Below are 15,574 nucleotides of genomic sequence, written 5' to 3' on the forward strand. Positions count from 1 at the left end.
AATCAGTAGAGTAAGCGTTATGTCCTCCAGAATTCTGACCACCAGCATTGCTGGCATTGATGCCTTTATGCGCGACCCACGCGGTGTGTTGACCCACGCCGAAGGCGGCACGGTTGCGGTTTTTGCCGACAACGCGCCGGCGTTTTACGCAATCACGCCGGAACGTCTGGCACAGCTTCTGGAGATCGAAGCGCAACTGTCACGCCCGGCGAGCGATGTCGCGCTGGACAACCAGTTCTTTGATGAACCGGTCAACGTCCCCGTGACCGTTCCAATGGGAAAATTTGCCCTGTACGCGGGCTGGCAGCCGGATGCGGATTTTCAGCGGCAGGCGGCGCTGTGGGGCATCGCGTTAACCCAGCCGGCCACCGCCGAAGAGCTCGCCGCGTTTACCGCCTGGTGGCAGGCGGAAGGGAAAGTCTTCACCCACATTCAGTGGCAGCAAAAGCTTGCGCGTCATCTTCAAATTACCCGCGCCGGCAACAACGGCCAGCCCAAACGCGATATCAACGCGTTTTCAGAACCGGATAAACAGATCCCCAGCGGATTCCGAGGTGCGAAATGAAGAACGTCGGCGACCTGATGAAACGTCTGCAAAAAATGATGCCTGCCAACGTGAAGCCCGCTTTCACCACGGGTGAAGAGCTGCTGGCGTGGCAAAAAGAGCAAGGAGAGATCCGCGCCGCCGCGCTCGCCAGGGAAAACCGGGCGATGAAAATGCAGCGCACCTTTAACCGTTCCGGTATCCGCCCCCTGCACCAGAACTGCTCGTTCGATAACTATAAAGTCGAAACCAACGGGCAGATGAACGCCCTTGCCGCCGCCCGTCAGTACGTGGATGAATTCGACGGCAATATCGCCAGCTTCATCTTTAGCGGCAAGCCGGGCACCGGAAAAAACCACCTGGCAGCCGCCATCTGCAACGAGCTGCTTCTGCGGGGTAAATCGGTTCTTATCATCACCGTGGCCGATATCATGTCCGCGATGAAAGACACCTTCAGCAACCGCGAAACCAGCGAAGAACAGCTGCTTAACGATCTGAGCAATGTCGATTTGCTGGTCATCGACGAGATTGGCGTTCAGACAGAATCCCGCTATGAAAAAGTGATCATCAACCAGATTGTCGATCGCCGCTCCTCGTCCAAGCGCCCCACCGGCATGCTGACGAACCACAATATTGACGAGATGACCCGCCTGCTGGGGGAACGCGTCATGGACCGCATGAAGCTGGGTAACAGCCTCTATGTCATCTTCGACTGGGAAAGTTACCGCAGCCGCGTTACCGGCAAAGAGTATTAAGACAGTTCCAGGAATCGCCGCCAGGGCATAGGTATATACTGGAACCCCCTCGGCCCAAAACGGACCTTTTTGAGAGAGCCATGATGAAAAAACAAATTCTAATCAGCACCTTTTTAGGCGCGCTGCTGGTGACTGGCGCAGCGCAAGCGGCGTCCTGGCAGGAGTCCCTGTCAAGCGCAGCAAATGAGCTGACCAAAGAGAGCAGCAGCTCTCAGGGTGGACTCTCCGCCTCCTCCCTCACCAGCCTGTTGGGCAACAGCTCTCAGAGCCTCAGCGCGGGCACGATGAACAATGCGGCGGGGATTCTGGAATATTGCGCGAAGCAAAAGCTGGCCTCCGTGACCGACGCGCAAAACGTGAAAAACCAGGTGCTGGGTAAACTGGGTCTGGATACCCAGGAGCAGAAAGCGGACACCAACTATATGGACGGCATTCAGGGCCTGCTTAACGCGCAAAACGGCCAGCAGCTGAACCTGAGCACCCTCGGCAACTCTTCTCTGGCAAAACAGGTGAAAACCAAAGCCTGCGATCTGGTGCTGAAACAAGGCGTTAATTTCCTCTCCTGATCCACCCCATTTTCTGCCACAACACGCCGCGTTTAATGCGATAGTCTTGCAGCGCGGCGCTAAACGAGCGTTTTTCCCACCTGCCACCGTCTCAGCGTCCGTTTGTCAGGATGTGTCCGTCTTCATAAAAACGATTTTCTAAACCAAATCCTAACAACAGCACACTTTCGTGACACTAAAATTGCAGCTTAACGACATCGCAATTACATTGTATGACCCAAAAAATAAACAGTTAGCCAGCGAACCATCTGGCGTCATGAGGATATGCTGTTGTCTGAATTCATGTCTCTTATCCTTTTTCTGGCTTCCGTCGGCATTTACGCCTGGAAAGCTGGCCGTCACACCTGGTGGTTTATCGCCACGCTGGTGGTGCTCGGCATTTTTATTATTTTAAACATTACCTTATACGCCAGCGATTACTTTACCGGTGACGGTATTAACGATGCGGTGCTCTACACGCTGACGAACAGCCTGACGGGCGCGGGTGTGGGCAAGTACATTCTTCCGGGGCTCGGCATTATTGTCGCGCTGGTGACGATTTTTGGCGCGCTGGCCTGGGTGCTGCGTCGTCGCCGCCATCTTCCGCACCATCATGGCTACAGCCTGTTGGCGTTATTCCTGGCGCTGGCCTCCGTCGACGCCAGCCCGGCGTTCCATCAGATCACCGAGCTGGTGAAATCCCAGTCGCGCGAAGGCGATCCTGATTTCGTGGCTTACTATAAAGAACCGTCGAAAACGATCGCCAACCCGAAGCTCAACCTGGTCTACATCTACGGTGAAAGCCTGGAACGCACGTACTTTGATAACGACGCGTTCCCGAACCTGACGCCAGACCTGGGCGCGCTGAAAAATGAAGGTCTCGATTTCAGCCACACCATGCAGCTGCCCGGCACGGATTATACGATTGCCGGGATGGTTGCCTCCCAGTGCGGTATCCCGCTGTTTGCGCCTTTTGAAGGTAACGCCTCAGCCTCGATGTCGACGTTTTTTCCACAGAATATTTGCCTCGGCGATATCCTGAAAAACTCCGGCTACGAAAACTATTTTATGCAGGGGGCAAACCTGCGCTTTGCCGGAAAAGACGTGTTCCTGAGATCCCACGGTTTTGACCACCTGTATGGCTCGGAAGAGTTAAAAACGACGGTTGCCGATCCGAGCTACCGTAACGACTGGGGCTTCTATGATGATACGGTACTCGACGAAACCTGGAAGAAATTCGAGGAGCTTTCCCGCTCGGGCAAGCGCTTCTCCCTCTTTGCGCTGACGGTGGACACCCACCATCCGGACGGGTTCGTCTCGCGCAGCTGCAAACGCAAAAGCTATGACGTTGACGGCAAAAACAACAAGTCTTTCAGCGCCGTTACCTGCAGCCAGGAGCACATTGCCGCGCTGGTCGAGAAAATCAAAGCCTCGCCCTGGTTTAAAAACACCGTCATCGTCGTTTCGTCTGACCATCTGGCGATGAAAAACAGCGCCTGGGATCAGCTCAACAAGCAGGATCGCAGCAACCTGTTCTTCGTCCTGCGCGGCGACCAGCCGCAGCAGGAGACGATCGCCACCAAACGCAACTCCATGGATAACGGCGCAACCGTGCTGGACATTCTGGGCGGCGACAACTTTATTGGCCTTGGGCGCAGCACGCTGTCGGGGCAATCCCTGTCGGAAGTGTTCCTCAACATGAAGGAAAAAATCCTCGCCTGGAAGCCAGACATCATCCGCCTGTGGAACTTCCCGAAAGAGATGAAGGACTTCACCGTCGATCGGGATAAAAACACGATTGCCTTCTCGGGCAGTAGCTTCCGTCTGCCGCTGCTGGTGCGCGTGTCGGAGGGTCGCGTCGAGCCGCTGCCGGAAAGCGAATATTCCGCGCCGCTGCGCTATCAGCTGGCTGATTTTGCGCCACGCGATAATTTTGTCTGGGTCGACCGGTGCTACAAAATGGGCCAGCTCTGGTCGCAGACGCTTGCGCTCTCTACGGACTGGTGCGTCTCTCAGGGACAGCTTGGCGGGGAGCAAACCGTGCAGCACGTTGATAAAGCCCAGTGGAAAGGCAAAACCGCGTTTAAAGATACGGTGATTGATACCGCGCGCTATCAGCACAACATCGACATGCTGAAGGTCAGCGATAACGATATTCGCTATAAGGCAGACAGCTTTATCTTTAACGTGGCCGGCGCGCCCGAGGAAGTGAAGCAGTTTAGCGGCATCTCGCGTCCGGAGTCCTGGGGACGTTGGTCAAACGCGCAGCTGGGCAACGAGGTGAAAATTGAGTACGCCCATCCGCTGCCGGAACAGTTCGACCTGGTGATCACCGCCAGAGCGTATGGCCCTAACGCTAACAGGCCCGTACCGGTGCGCGTGGGCGATCGGGAGCAGACCCTGACGCTCGGGAACGAGGTGAGCACGCACACGCTGCATTTTGAGAACCCATCGCGCAGCAATACCCTGGTGATTGTGCCGCCGGACCCGCAGTCGACCAATGAAGGGAATATCCTTGGACACTCACCGCGCGAGATCGGGATTGGCATGGTCGAAATTAAAATTGTGAGTCGCGCAGGCTAATGGTCGATCTTAACCTCACCGTTCGCCCCACGCGTCCCGTCGACGTTACCGTCCTGCCCGCTATTGAACGCGCGGCGGGCGAGCGCTTTCGTGAAGACCCGGAGCTCGCCTGGCTTGCCGACGGTGAGGTCATTTCCGCTGAGCAGCACCTTGAGTATGCCGAACGTGGGCTAAGCTGGCTGGCGCTGGCGAACGACCGCCCCGTAGGGTTTATCCTCACCGAAGCGCACTCTTCGTCGCTGTTTATCGTGGAGCTCTCGGTCGATCTGGACTGGCAGGGAAAAGGAATAGGTCGGCAGCTCATCTCCCGTGCGGCTGACCATGCCCGCAGGCTGGGGCTGGCGTCGCTGACGTTGACAACGTTTCGGGACGTACCGTGGAACGCGCCTTTCTATGCAAAGCTGGGGTTTGAATACGTAACTGAACTCACGCCTGAACTGCGTGAAAAACGTGAAGAAGAGACAGCGCACGGCTTAGCGTATGAAACGCGCTGCGCCATGCGCCTGCCTCTGTAATATCGCCCGGTGGCGCTGCGCTTACCGGGCCTACAAAACCCTGCCCCGTAGGCCGGGTAAGGCACAGCCGCCACCCGGCAAAAACCATGAACCGTAGGCCGGGTAAGGCGCAGCCGCCACCCGGCACAACGCGCAGAGTTAGAACGTTTCCCAGTTATCGCCTGAATCGGCCGTCACGGTTTTACGCGCCATCACCGGCGTGGAAACCGCTTTAGCCGCAGCGAACTCGCGCGCTTTCATCTGCTCCTGCTGAATGCGGAACACCGCCACGGCCTGCGTCAGACGGCTCGCCTGCTCTTCCAGGGCGGCGGCGGCTGCGGCAGATTCCTCAACCAGCGAGGCGTTCTGCTGGGTCACGCGATCCATCTCAGCTACCGCCAGACCCACCTGGTCGATACCGCGGCTCTGCTCGTCAGACGCAGAGGCGATTTCCCCCATGATGTCCGTTACGCGGGTCACCGCATTCACGATCTCACCCATGGTTTCACCGGCGCTTTCTACCAGCGTTGAACCCACTTCCACGCGGCCAACGGAGTCTTCGATCAGGCTCTTGATCTCGCGGGCCGCCTGGGCGCTGCGCTGGGCCAGGTTACGTACTTCACCTGCCACCACCGCAAAACCACGCCCCTGCTCGCCCGCACGCGCCGCTTCTACCGCCGCGTTCAGTGCCAGAATGTTGGTCTGGAAAGCAATGCCGTCGATCACGCTGATAATGTCGGCAATTTTCTGCGAACTGCCCGCGATATCGCGCATGGTCTGCACCACGTTATCCACCACTTTGCCGCCTTTCTGCGCGGTTTCCGAGGCGCTCAGGGCAAGATGGCTCGCCTGACGGGCGTTTTCGGCGTTCTGCTTAACGGTCGCCGTCAGCTGCTCCATGCTGGCCGCGGTCTCTTCCAGGGAAGCGGCCTGCTGTTCAGTACGGGAGGAGAGGTCGTTGTTGCCCATCGCAATTTCGCTCGCGCCGCTGTAGATAGCGTTCGCGCCGTTACGCACGTCGCCGACGGTACGCACCAGCTCACCCTGCATATGACGCAGCGAGTCGGCCAGCTCACCCATCTCGTTAGTGCCCTGAACCTCAATGCGCTTCACCAGGTCACCGCTGGCGATATGGCGAATGTTGTCGATCAAACGATTCAGCGGAGAGATCAGCGTCTGCTTGATGTTGAGCCAGACGGCCACGATCACCACCAGCACGGCAATCAGGACGCTGATCAGCACCCAGATAGCCTGGCTGAAGGAGCTGTTGCTGTCTTCGACCGCCGTCTGGTACAGCTTGTCGTTCTGCTGCAGGTAGCTCACATACTGCTTCTCAAAACCGTCCTGATAGCTCTGGGTCGGCTGGTCGAAGAAGGCGTTGATTTTGCCCGCGCCCAGCAGCTGAATCAGCTCCGCCAGCGCGCCGTGGTAAATATCATAGTTACGCTTGATCTCCATGGCATCCGCATCGCTTTGACGCGGATCGCGCGGCAGGGCTTCGTAGGCAGCCCAGTTTTTTTCCGCCTGTTTCAGAGACGTAGACGCGATTTGCATCAAATCGTTAACGGTCGCGCCGCTGCCGATATTGCTCTGATCCATCATGTAGCGGATACCCGCGCGGTTCAGGGTATTACGGGTTTGCAGCAACGCGACCCAGCTGGCGTTCAGCGTGGATTGTTGCTGGCGAATGGTTTGCAGGACGGTGAAATTCTCTTTGTCATTCTTAAGGGCATTAAAGAAAAGACCACCGGACGTGAGTTGTAAAAGGCCAAATATCGCTAAAACCAGCATTAAGCTGGTGACAATCTTGATACGGTTTAACATGTTTTCTCTTTCCTCAGACAGATACAGAATTTTCGGCCTGGAAAGGGAAAACTTTACGAAAATCATCCTGGAATTTGTGGTTTTTACTCTTCTTCCCGCGCTGCGTTATGCCGGTTTCCGAGTTCAATAAACTCTTCCAGCAGCGCCGTCAGCTGTTTCATCTTCTCCGGCGTGTATTCCGCCTCAATTTGCTGATACGCCTCTTCGACCTGCGCCTGGGCGTGTTCGTACAGCGCATTCCCCTCTTTGGTCAGCGACACGTACAGCTTGCGCTGGTCGTTCACCGGCTTTAGGCGCAGCACCAGGCCGTCACGCTCCATGCGCGTCAGGATGCCGGTCAGGCTCGGGCGCAAAATGCAGGTGCGAAACGCCAGATCGTGAAAATCCATCGACGGATGCTCAGCCAGCACGCGCACAATGCGCCACTGCTGCTCGGTCAGATTATGGCGCTTTACGATCGGGCGGAAGTACGACATCGCCGCTTCCCGCGCCTGCAGCAGCGCGATGGTTAATGAGTCATGCATAGCCTCTCCCTTCACATCATTAACAAGTAAACAATCACTAAAAGTTGCTTTTATAAACAACACGTTTTCCGTCAAAAAGTCTAACAGAAACCATTCAGTTTTATTAACAACCTGATTTAACTATAAATAAAAACCAATATGTAAATTTATTGTTATTCATATCACAAATTTTTCACTTCTGATTGCGAAATAAACAGCAAAAGCATAAAACCAGATCATTAACATATTAATGAAATCATAACCCGGACCGCCGGGGTGAGGAGTATGTGAATGAAAGGTACCGTTTTTGCCGTCGCCCTCAACCATCAAAGCCAGCGTGACGCCTGGCGCGAGGCGTTTGAAAAAGCCCCTTACAATACGCCGCCGAAAACAGCCGTGTGGTTTATCAAACCGCATAACACGGTGATCCGCGCGGGCGAGCCGATCCCCTTCCCGCAGGGGGAAACGGTGCTGAGCGGCGCGACGGTGGCGCTGGTCGTGGGCAAAACCGCCAGCAGGGTGAGCGTGGAAAATGCGGCGGAATACATCGCCGGATACGCGCTGGCCAACGAGGTGAGCCTGCCGGAAGAGAGCTTCTACCGCCCGGCCATCAAGGCCAAATGCCGGGACGGATTTTGCCCGCTGGGCGAACTTGTCGCCGTTGATAGCGTGGATAACCTGACCATCATCACCGAGATCAACGGCCGCGAAGCGGACCACTGGAACACCGCCGATCTTCAGCGCAGCGCTGCCGAACTGCTGAGCGCCCTGAGCGAGTTCGCCACCCTCAATCCCGGCGATGCGATCCTGCTCGGCACCCCGCAAAGCCGCGTGGAGATCCGCCCGGGCGATCGCCTGCGTATTCTGGCGGCAGGCTTTCCGCCGCTGGAAAACCCGGTGGTGGATGAGCGCAACGTCACTATTGCCCACAGCACGCCGCCGCACGCCACGCTGTTTGCCCTCGGTCTGAACTATGCCGACCACGCCAGCGAGCTGGACTTCAAGCCGCCCACCGAGCCGCTGGTATTTATCAAAGCGCCAAACACGTTCAACGGCGACAACCAGACGTCGGTGCGCCCGAACAATATCGAATACATGCACTACGAGGCGGAGCTGGTGGTGGTCATCGGTAAAACCGCGCGCAGAGTGAGCGAAACCGAGGCGATGGACTACGTGGCGGGCTACACGGTCTGCAACGACTACGCCATACGCGACTACCTGGAAAACTACTACCGCCCGAACCTGCGGGTAAAAAGCCGCGACGGGCTGACGCCTATTTCTCCCCACATCGTGCCGAAAGCGGCGATTCCCGACCCGCACAACCTCGCCCTGCGCACCTTCGTCAACGGCGAGCTGCGCCAGGAAGGCACCACGGCGGATCTGATCTTCAGCATTCCGTTCCTGATTGCGTACCTGAGCGATTTTATGACCCTGCAGCCAGGCGACATGATTGCCACCGGCACGCCAAAAGGGCTGTCCGACGTGGTGCCGGGCGATGAGGTGGTGGTGGAAGTGGAGGGCGTCGGACGCCTGGTGAACCGAATTGTCAGCGAGGAGACTGCAAAATGAAAAAGATTAACCACTGGATCAACGGTAAAAACGTCGCCGGAAGCGAGTACTTCCACACCACCAACCCCGCCTCCGGCGAGGTGCTGGCAGAAGTCGCCTCCGGCGGTGAAGCTGAAATTCACCAGGCCGTCGCCGCCGCCAAAGAGGCGTTCCCGAAGTGGGCTAACCTGCCGATGAAGGAGCGCGCGCGCCTGATGCGCCGTTTGGGCGATCTGATCGACCAGAACGTGCCTGAGATCGCCGCTATGGAAACCGCCGACACCGGCCTGCCGATCCACCAGACCAAAAACGTGCTCATCCCGCGCGCCTCGCACAACTTCGAGTTCTTCGCCGAAGTGTGCCAGCAGATGAACGGCAAAACCTACCCGGTTGACGATAAGATGCTCAACTACACGCTGGTGCAGCCGGTGGGCGTCTGCGCGCTGGTCTCGCCGTGGAACGTGCCGTTTATGACCGCCACCTGGAAGGTCGCGCCCTGCCTGGCGCTGGGCAACACCGCGGTGCTGAAGATGTCTGAACTCTCCCCGCTGACCGCCGACCGTCTGGGCGAGCTGGCGCTAGAGGCGGGCATTCCGGCGGGCGTGCTGAACGTGGTGCAGGGCTACGGCGCGACGGCAGGCGACGCGCTAGTGCGCCATCACGACGTGCGCGCCGTCTCCTTCACCGGCGGCACCGCCACCGGGCGCAACATCATGAAAAACGCCGGGCTGAAGAAATACTCCATGGAGCTGGGCGGCAAATCCCCGGTGCTGATTTTTGAAGATGCCGACATCGAGCGCGCGCTGGACGCCGCCCTGTTCACCATCTTCTCCATCAACGGCGAGCGTTGCACCGCGGGCTCGCGCATCTTTATCCAGCAGAGCATCTACCCGGAATTCGTCAAGCGCTTTGCCGAGCGCGCCAACCGCCTGCGCGTTGGGGATCCAAACGATCCGAATACCCAGATTGGCGCACTCATCAGCAAGCAGCACTGGGAGAAGGTTTCCGGCTACATCCGTCTCGGCATTGAGGAGGGCGCAACCCTGCTGGCAGGCGGCCCGGACAAACCGACCGATCTGCCTGCGCACCTGAAGGGCGGCAACTTCCTGCGCCCGACCGTGCTGGCGGACGTCGACAACCGCATGCGCGTGGCGCAGGAGGAGATCTTCGGGCCGGTGGCCTGCCTGCTGCCGTTCAAGGACGAAGCGGAAGGCCTGCGCCTGGCGAATGACGTGGAGTACGGCCTGGCGTCGTACATCTGGACCCAGGACGTCAGCAAAGTGCTGCGCCTGGCGCGCAGCATCGAGGCGGGCATGGTGTTCGTGAACACCCAAAACGTGCGCGACCTGCGCCAGCCGTTTGGCGGCGTAAAGGCCTCCGGCACCGGCCGCGAGGGCGGCGAGTACAGCTTTGAAGTGTTCGCGGAGATGAAGAACGTCTGCATCTCCATGGGCGACCATCCGATTCCAAAGTGGGGGATCTGACCATGGGTAAATTAGCGTTAGCGGCGAAGATCACGCACGTTCCGTCGATGTACCTCTCCGAGCTGCCGGGGAAAAACCACGGCTGCCGCCAGTCGGCCATCGACGGGCATAAAGAGATCAGCAAGCGCTGCCGCGAGCTGGGCGTGGATACCATCATCGTGTTCGACACCCACTGGCTGGTGAACAGCGCGTACCACATCAACTGTGCGGACCATTTTGCGGGCGTCTACACCAGCAACGAGCTGCCGCACTTTATCCGCGACATGACCTACGACTACGACGGCAACCCGGAACTCGGCCAGCTGATTGCCGACGAGGCGGTGAAGCTCGGCGTGCGCGCCAAAGCGCACAACATCCCGAGCCTCAAGCTGGAGTACGGCACGCTGGTGCCGATGCGCTATATGAACGCGGATAAGCACTTCAGGGTGATCTCCATCTCGGCGTTCTGCACGGTTCACGACTTTGCCGACAGCCGCAGACTGGGAGAGGCCATCGTCAGCGCCATCGAAAAATACGACGGCACCGTGGCGGTGCTCGCCAGCGGCTCGCTGTCGCACCGCTTTATCGACGACCAGCGCGCGGAGGAAGGGATGAACAGCTACACCCGCGAGTTTGACCGTCAGATGGACGAGCGCGTGGTGAAGCTGTGGCGCGAGGGCCAGTTCAAAGAATTCTGCAGCATGCTGCCGGAGTACGCCGACTACTGCTATGGCGAGGGCAACATGCACGACACCGTGATGCTGCTGGGCATGCTCGGCTGGGACCAGTACGACGGCAAGGTGGAGTTCCTCACCGAGCTGTTCGCCAGCTCCGGCACCGGCCAGGTTAACGCCGTTTTCCCGCTGCCCGCGTAAGGAGCCACCATGCCGCACTTTATTGCTGAATGTACCGACAATATCCGCGAGCAGGCCGACCTGCCGGGGCTGTTCGCCAAAGTCAACGAGGCGCTCGCCGCCACAGGCATCTTCCCCATCGGCGGTATCCGCAGCCGCGCCCACTGGCTGGACACCTGGCAGATGGCCGACGGCAAGCACGATTACGCCTTTGTGCATATGACGCTGAAGATTGGTGCCGGGCGCAGCCTGGAGAGCCGGGAAGCCGTGGGGGAGATGCTGTTTGCGTTGATTAAAGATCATTTCGCAGCGCTGATGAACAGCCGGTATCTGGCGCTGTCGTTCGAGCTCGACGAGCTGCACCCGACGCTCAATTACAAACAAAACAACGTGCACGCGTTGTTTAAGTAGCCGTCTGCTCGCCCGGTGGCGCTGCGCTTACCGGGCCTACAACGGCTCCGAACGTAGGCCGGGTAAGCGCAGCGCCACCCGGCAACAGCCGCACAAAGGATATCGCCATGCTCGACAAACATACCCATACCCTGATCGCCCATCGCCTGCATCAGGCGGAACAATCCCGGGAGCAGATCCGCGCGATCTCGCTGGACTACCCGGAGATCACGATTGAAGACGCCTACGCCGTCCAGCGCGAATGGGTCAGCCTGAAAATCGCCGAAGGCCGCGTGCTGAAGGGCCACAAGATCGGCCTCACCTCCAAAGCGATGCAGGCCAGCTCCCAGATAAGCGAGCCGGACTACGGCGCGCTGCTGGACGACATGTTCTTCCACGACGGCAGCGACATTCCCGTCGATCGCTTTATCGTTCCGCGTATCGAAGTGGAGCTGGCCTTTGTGCTGGCAAAACCGCTGCGCGGCCCGAACTGCACCATCTTCGACGTCTACAACGCTACGGACTACGTCATCCCCGCGCTGGAGCTGATCGACGCCCGCTGCCACAACGTTGACCCGGAAACCCAGCGCCCGCGCAAGGTGTTCGACACCATCTCCGATAACGCCGCTAACGCGGGGGTGATCCTCGGCGGCCGTCCGATTAAGCCCGACGCGCTGGATCTGCGCTGGATCTCCGCCCTGCTCTACCGCAACGGTGTGATCGAAGAGACCGGTGTTGCCGCAGGCGTGCTTAACCACCCGGCGAACGGCGTGGCGTGGCTGGCGAACAAGCTGGCGCCGTACGACGTGCAGCTTGAGCCGGGGCAAATCATCCTCGGCGGCTCCTTTACCCGCCCGGTGCCCGCCAGCAGAGGCGACACCTTCCACGTGGACTACGGCAATATGGGCTCCATCAGCTGCCGCTTTGTTTAGGAGAGGACCATGCAAAACGCATTCAAAGCGGCGCTGCAGGCAGGCCGCCCGCAAATTGGATTATGGCTGGGGCTGACCAGCAGCTACAGCGCCGAGCTGCTGGCGGGGGCAGGCTTCGACTGGCTGCTGATCGACGGCGAGCACGCGCCGAACAGCGTGCAAACCGTGTTAACCCAATTACAGGCCATCGCGCCGTATCCCAGCCAGCCGGTAGTGCGCCCGTCGTGGAACGACCCGGTGCAGATCAAGCAGCTGCTGGACGTGGGGGCACAAACCCTGCTGGTGCCGATGGTGCAAAACGCCGACGAAGCGCGGCTGGCGGTACGTGCCACCCGCTACCCGCCCGCAGGCATTCGCGGCGTCGGCAGCGCCCTGGCGCGCGCCTCGCGCTGGAACCGCATCCCGGACTACCTGCAGCAGGCCAACGACGCCATGTGCGTGCTGGTGCAGATTGAAACCCGTGAGGCGCTGAAAAACCTGCCGCAGATCCTGGACGTGGAAGGCGTCGACGGCGTGTTTATCGGCCCGGCGGATCTGAGCGCCGACATGGGCTTTGCCGGCAATCCGCAGCACCCGGAGGTGCAGGCCGCCATCGAGCAGGCGATCGCGCAGATCCGTGCGGCGGGTAAAGCGCCCGGCATCCTGATGGCGAACGAGCAGCTGGCGAAACGCTACCTTGAACTCGGCGCGCTGTTTGTTGCCGTCGGCGTCGACACCACCCTGCTCGCCCGCAGCGCGGAAGCGCTGGCGGCACGCTTTATCGAACAACCGGTTACGTCAGTTAATAACAATAAATCCGTCTACTAAACGTAAGATCTGGAGCGCACCATGACGACCTCTACCCTGCAAACCCATGATAATAAAGCTGTTGAACATCGCGCCATTAACAAGCTGTTCCGACGCCTGATCGTCTTTCTCTTTATCCTGTTTGTCTTTTCGTTTCTCGATCGCATCAACATCGGCTTTGCCGGGCTGACGATGGGCAAAGATCTGGGCCTCACATCGACCATGTTTGGCCTGGCCGCGACGCTGTTTTACGTCACCTACGTGCTGTGCGGGATCCCGAGCAACATCATGCTGGCGAAGATCGGCGCGCGGCGCTGGATCGCCGGGATCATGGTGGTGTGGGGCATCGCCTCCACCTGCACCATGTTCGCCACCAGCCCTGAAACGCTTTACGTTTTACGCATGCTGGTGGGCATTGCCGAAGCGGGCTTCCTGCCGGGGATCCTGGTTTACCTCACCTGGTGGTTCCCGGCCTATCACCGCGCCCGCGCCAATGCGCTGTTTATGATCGCCATGCCGGTGACCATGATGCTCGGCTCGATCCTCTCCGGCTACATTCTGGCGATGGACGGGCTGTGGAATCTGAAGGGCTGGCAGTGGCTGTTCCTGCTGGAGGGGCTGCCGTCGGTGGTGCTCGGCGTGGTGACCTGGTTTTACCTCAACGACACGCCGGATCAGGCCACCTGGCTCGACGACGACGAAAAGCAGGCGCTGAAAACGATGATCGCCCGCGAGCAGGAGGTCGCCATTGCCCGGTCCGTCACGCCGAAATCAACGCTTCGCGAAGTGCTGACCCCGGCGGTGCTGCTTTACACGCTGGCCTACTTCTGCCTGACCAACACGCTCAGCGCCATCAACATCTGGACGCCGCAGATCCTGCAAAGCTTTAACACGGGGAGCAGCAATATCGTCATCGGCCTGCTGGCGGCGATCCCGCAGTTTTGCACCATCCTCGGGATGATCTGGTGGAGCCGCCGCTCCGACAGGCTGAAAGAGCGAAAAAAGCACACCATCCTGCCGTACCTGTTCGCCGCGGCGGGATGGATGCTGGCCTCGGCCACCGATCACAGCCTGATCCAGCTGCTTGGCATCATTATGGCCTCAACCGGATCCTTTACCGCCATGGCCATATTCTGGACCACGCCGGACCAGGTGATTAGCCTGCAGTCACGCGCGGTGGCGCTGGCGGTGATCAACGCCATCGGCAACGTCGGATCCGCCGTCAGCCCGTTGCTGATTGGGATCCTGCGCGACGCCACCGGCAGCTTCAGCTCCGGGCTGTGGTTTGTGGCCGGGCTGCTGGTGGTCGGCGCGCTGGTGCTGACGCGCATTCCGATGACGCAGCGGGATCAACAGAGGAACGAGCATGTGCCAGAGCCCCATCGCCAACATTGATATCAGCAAGGAGTACGACGAAAGTCTGGGCACCGACGATGTGCACTACCAGTCGTTCGCCCGCATGGCGGCCTTTTTTGGCCGCGACATGCAGGCGCATCGTCACGACCAGTATTTTCAGATGCACTTTCTCGATACCGGGCAGATTGAGCTCCAGCTCGACGATCACCGCTACTCGGTGCAGGCCCCGCTGTTCGTCCTCACGCCGCCGTCGGTGCCGCACGCGTTTATCACCGAATCCGACAGCGACGGGCACGTGCTGACGGTGCGCGAGGATCTGATCTGGCCGCTGCTTGAAGTGCTCTACCCCGGCACGCGGGAAGCGTTTGGCCTGCCGGGGATCTGCCTCTCGCTGGCCGACAGGCCGGACGAGCTGGCGGCGCTGAAGCACTACTGGCAGCTGATTGCCCGGGAATCCACGGAACAGCTGCCGGGGCGCGAGCATACCCTGGTCCTGCTGGCGCAGGCGGTCTTCACCCTGCTGCTGCGCAACGCGAAGCTCGACGACCACGCTTCGGGCGGCATGCGCGGCGAGCTGAAGCTGTTCCAGCGCTTTACCCAGCTGATAGATGCCCACTACCACCAGCACTGGACGGTGCCGGAATACGCCAGCGAACTGCACCTGACCGAATCCCGCCTGACAGATATCTGCCGCCGCTTCGCCAACCGCCCGCCGAAGCGGCTGATCTTCGACCGGCAGCTTCGCGAAGCCAGGCGGCTGCTGCTCTTCTCCGACAGCGCGGTGAGCGAGATTGCCTGGCAGCTGGGGTTTAAGGATCCGGCCTATTTTGCCCGGTTTTTTAACCGCTTAGTGGGGTGCTCGCCGAGCGCGTATCGGGCGCAGAAAGTACCGGTTTCCTGAACGCATCACGTTTTGTAGGGCGGGTAAGCGTAGCGCCACCCGCCGAAAAGCCGCACAGATCACAAATCCCAATCCCGCCCGAAAAGTACCCGCCGT

At 59.4% G+C, this 15,574-nt stretch carries 15 protein-coding genes; 13 read left to right on the plus strand and 2 right to left on the minus strand.

Features of this window, described 5'->3' with window-relative positions; genetic code table 11:
* Positions 1–19: 19 nt before the first annotated feature.
* The 5 genes from dnaT to NQ230_RS20150 all read left to right on the plus strand — a co-directional run bounded on the left by dnaT (position 20) and on the right by NQ230_RS20150 (position 4,942).
* Positions 20–565, plus strand: coding sequence for a primosomal protein DnaT (gene dnaT / locus NQ230_RS20130; protein WP_063143277.1), 546 nt, complete (start codon positions 20–22; stop codon positions 563–565).
* On the plus strand, positions 562–1,299 hold the full coding sequence (dnaC, locus tag NQ230_RS20135) for a replicative helicase loader DnaC (protein ID WP_023334409.1): 738 nt from the start codon (positions 562–564) through the stop codon (positions 1,297–1,299). The genes dnaT and dnaC overlap by 4 nt, the downstream gene beginning before the upstream one ends.
* Positions 1,300–1,382: 83 nt before the next feature.
* A complete protein-coding gene (locus NQ230_RS20140) occupies positions 1,383–1,865 on the plus strand; it encodes a YjjA family protein (protein ID WP_121425077.1) in 483 nt (160 codons plus the stop codon).
* Between the two features lie 270 nt (positions 1,866–2,135).
* A complete protein-coding gene (gene opgB / locus NQ230_RS20145) occupies positions 2,136–4,427 on the plus strand; it encodes a phosphatidylglycerol--membrane-oligosaccharide glycerophosphotransferase (RefSeq protein ID WP_257258827.1) in 2,292 nt (763 codons plus the stop codon).
* Positions 4,427–4,942, plus strand: coding sequence for a GNAT family N-acetyltransferase (locus NQ230_RS20150; protein ID WP_213821503.1), 516 nt, complete (start codon positions 4,427–4,429; stop codon positions 4,940–4,942). The genes opgB and NQ230_RS20150 overlap by 1 nt, the downstream gene beginning before the upstream one ends.
* A 138-nt stretch (positions 4,943–5,080) precedes the next feature.
* On the opposite strand, the gene tsr is transcribed toward NQ230_RS20150, so the two are convergent.
* Positions 5,081–6,745 (minus strand): methyl-accepting chemotaxis protein, encoded by a 1,665-nt coding sequence (gene tsr / locus NQ230_RS20155; protein WP_193940845.1) that lies wholly within the window; start codon positions 6,743–6,745, stop codon positions 5,081–5,083.
* A gap of 83 nt (positions 6,746–6,828) precedes the next feature.
* Complete coding sequence (gene hpaR, locus NQ230_RS20160; RefSeq protein ID WP_023334396.1) at positions 6,829–7,269, minus strand: homoprotocatechuate degradation operon regulator HpaR; 441 nt, start codon at positions 7,267–7,269, stop codon at positions 6,829–6,831.
* Positions 7,270–7,539: 270 nt separating this feature from the next.
* Here hpaR and hpaG point away from each other — a divergent pair, with 270 nt between their 5' ends.
* The 8 genes from hpaG to hpaA all read left to right on the plus strand — a co-directional run bounded on the left by hpaG (position 7,540) and on the right by hpaA (position 15,478).
* Complete coding sequence (hpaG, locus tag NQ230_RS20165; protein ID WP_257258830.1) at positions 7,540–8,817, plus strand: 4-hydroxyphenylacetate degradation bifunctional isomerase/decarboxylase; 1,278 nt, start codon at positions 7,540–7,542, stop codon at positions 8,815–8,817.
* Complete coding sequence (gene hpaE, locus NQ230_RS20170; protein ID WP_108417164.1) at positions 8,814–10,280, plus strand: 5-carboxymethyl-2-hydroxymuconate semialdehyde dehydrogenase; 1,467 nt, start codon at positions 8,814–8,816, stop codon at positions 10,278–10,280. The genes hpaG and hpaE overlap by 4 nt, the downstream gene beginning before the upstream one ends.
* 2 nt (positions 10,281–10,282) lie before the next feature.
* The gene (hpaD, locus tag NQ230_RS20175; RefSeq protein ID WP_257258832.1) at positions 10,283–11,134 is read left to right on the plus strand and encodes a 3,4-dihydroxyphenylacetate 2,3-dioxygenase; all 852 of its coding nucleotides are present in this window, start codon (positions 10,283–10,285) and stop codon (positions 11,132–11,134) included.
* A gap of 9 nt (positions 11,135–11,143) precedes the next feature.
* Positions 11,144–11,524 (plus strand): 5-carboxymethyl-2-hydroxymuconate Delta-isomerase, encoded by a 381-nt coding sequence (locus tag NQ230_RS20180; RefSeq protein ID WP_159515463.1) that lies wholly within the window; start codon positions 11,144–11,146, stop codon positions 11,522–11,524.
* Between the two features lie 107 nt (positions 11,525–11,631).
* Complete coding sequence (gene hpaH, locus NQ230_RS20185) at positions 11,632–12,435, plus strand: 2-oxo-hept-4-ene-1,7-dioate hydratase (protein ID WP_104949458.1); 804 nt, start codon at positions 11,632–11,634, stop codon at positions 12,433–12,435.
* 9 nt (positions 12,436–12,444) lie between these two features.
* Positions 12,445–13,242: a 4-hydroxy-2-oxoheptanedioate aldolase gene (hpaI, locus tag NQ230_RS20190; protein ID WP_193940840.1), complete on the plus strand. Its 798-nt coding sequence runs from the start codon at positions 12,445–12,447 to the stop codon at positions 13,240–13,242.
* 21 nt (positions 13,243–13,263) lie between these two features.
* Positions 13,264–14,616: a 4-hydroxyphenylacetate permease gene (gene hpaX / locus NQ230_RS20195; RefSeq protein ID WP_257258834.1), complete on the plus strand. Its 1,353-nt coding sequence runs from the start codon at positions 13,264–13,266 to the stop codon at positions 14,614–14,616.
* Positions 14,588–15,478: a 4-hydroxyphenylacetate catabolism regulatory protein HpaA gene (gene hpaA, locus NQ230_RS20200; RefSeq protein ID WP_042717310.1), complete on the plus strand. Its 891-nt coding sequence runs from the start codon at positions 14,588–14,590 to the stop codon at positions 15,476–15,478. Before hpaX ends, hpaA begins: the two co-directional genes overlap by 29 nt.
* The last annotated feature ends 96 nt before the right edge of the window (positions 15,479–15,574 follow it).

The organism is Enterobacter asburiae (assembly GCF_024599655.1).
GTDB lineage: Bacteria > Pseudomonadota > Gammaproteobacteria > Enterobacterales > Enterobacteriaceae > Enterobacter > Enterobacter asburiae_D.

What these genes read in the sequence shown, in the direction of transcription:
- dnaT (WP_063143277.1), top strand. Translation starts at nt 20, where the DNA reads ATGTCCTCCAGAATTCTGACCACCAGCATTGCTGGCATTGATGCCTTT.
- dnaC (WP_023334409.1), top strand. Translation starts at nt 562, where the DNA reads ATGAAGAACGTCGGCGACCTGATGAAACGTCTGCAAAAAATGATGCCT.
- NQ230_RS20140 (WP_121425077.1), top strand. Translation starts at nt 1,383, where the DNA reads ATGAAAAAACAAATTCTAATCAGCACCTTTTTAGGCGCGCTGCTGGTG.
- NQ230_RS20150 (WP_213821503.1), top strand. Translation starts at nt 4,427, where the DNA reads ATGGTCGATCTTAACCTCACCGTTCGCCCCACGCGTCCCGTCGACGTT.
- tsr (WP_193940845.1), bottom strand. Translation starts at nt 6,745, where the DNA reads ATGTTAAACCGTATCAAGATTGTCACCAGCTTAATGCTGGTTTTAGCG.
- hpaR (WP_023334396.1), bottom strand. Translation starts at nt 7,269, where the DNA reads ATGCATGACTCATTAACCATCGCGCTGCTGCAGGCGCGGGAAGCGGCG.
- hpaG (WP_257258830.1), top strand. Translation starts at nt 7,540, where the DNA reads ATGAAAGGTACCGTTTTTGCCGTCGCCCTCAACCATCAAAGCCAGCGT.
- hpaE (WP_108417164.1), top strand. Translation starts at nt 8,814, where the DNA reads ATGAAAAAGATTAACCACTGGATCAACGGTAAAAACGTCGCCGGAAGC.
- hpaD (WP_257258832.1), top strand. Translation starts at nt 10,283, where the DNA reads ATGGGTAAATTAGCGTTAGCGGCGAAGATCACGCACGTTCCGTCGATG.
- NQ230_RS20180 (WP_159515463.1), top strand. Translation starts at nt 11,144, where the DNA reads ATGCCGCACTTTATTGCTGAATGTACCGACAATATCCGCGAGCAGGCC.
- hpaH (WP_104949458.1), top strand. Translation starts at nt 11,632, where the DNA reads ATGCTCGACAAACATACCCATACCCTGATCGCCCATCGCCTGCATCAG.
- hpaI (WP_193940840.1), top strand. Translation starts at nt 12,445, where the DNA reads ATGCAAAACGCATTCAAAGCGGCGCTGCAGGCAGGCCGCCCGCAAATT.
- hpaX (WP_257258834.1), top strand. Translation starts at nt 13,264, where the DNA reads ATGACGACCTCTACCCTGCAAACCCATGATAATAAAGCTGTTGAACAT.
- hpaA (WP_042717310.1), top strand. Translation starts at nt 14,588, where the DNA reads ATGTGCCAGAGCCCCATCGCCAACATTGATATCAGCAAGGAGTACGAC.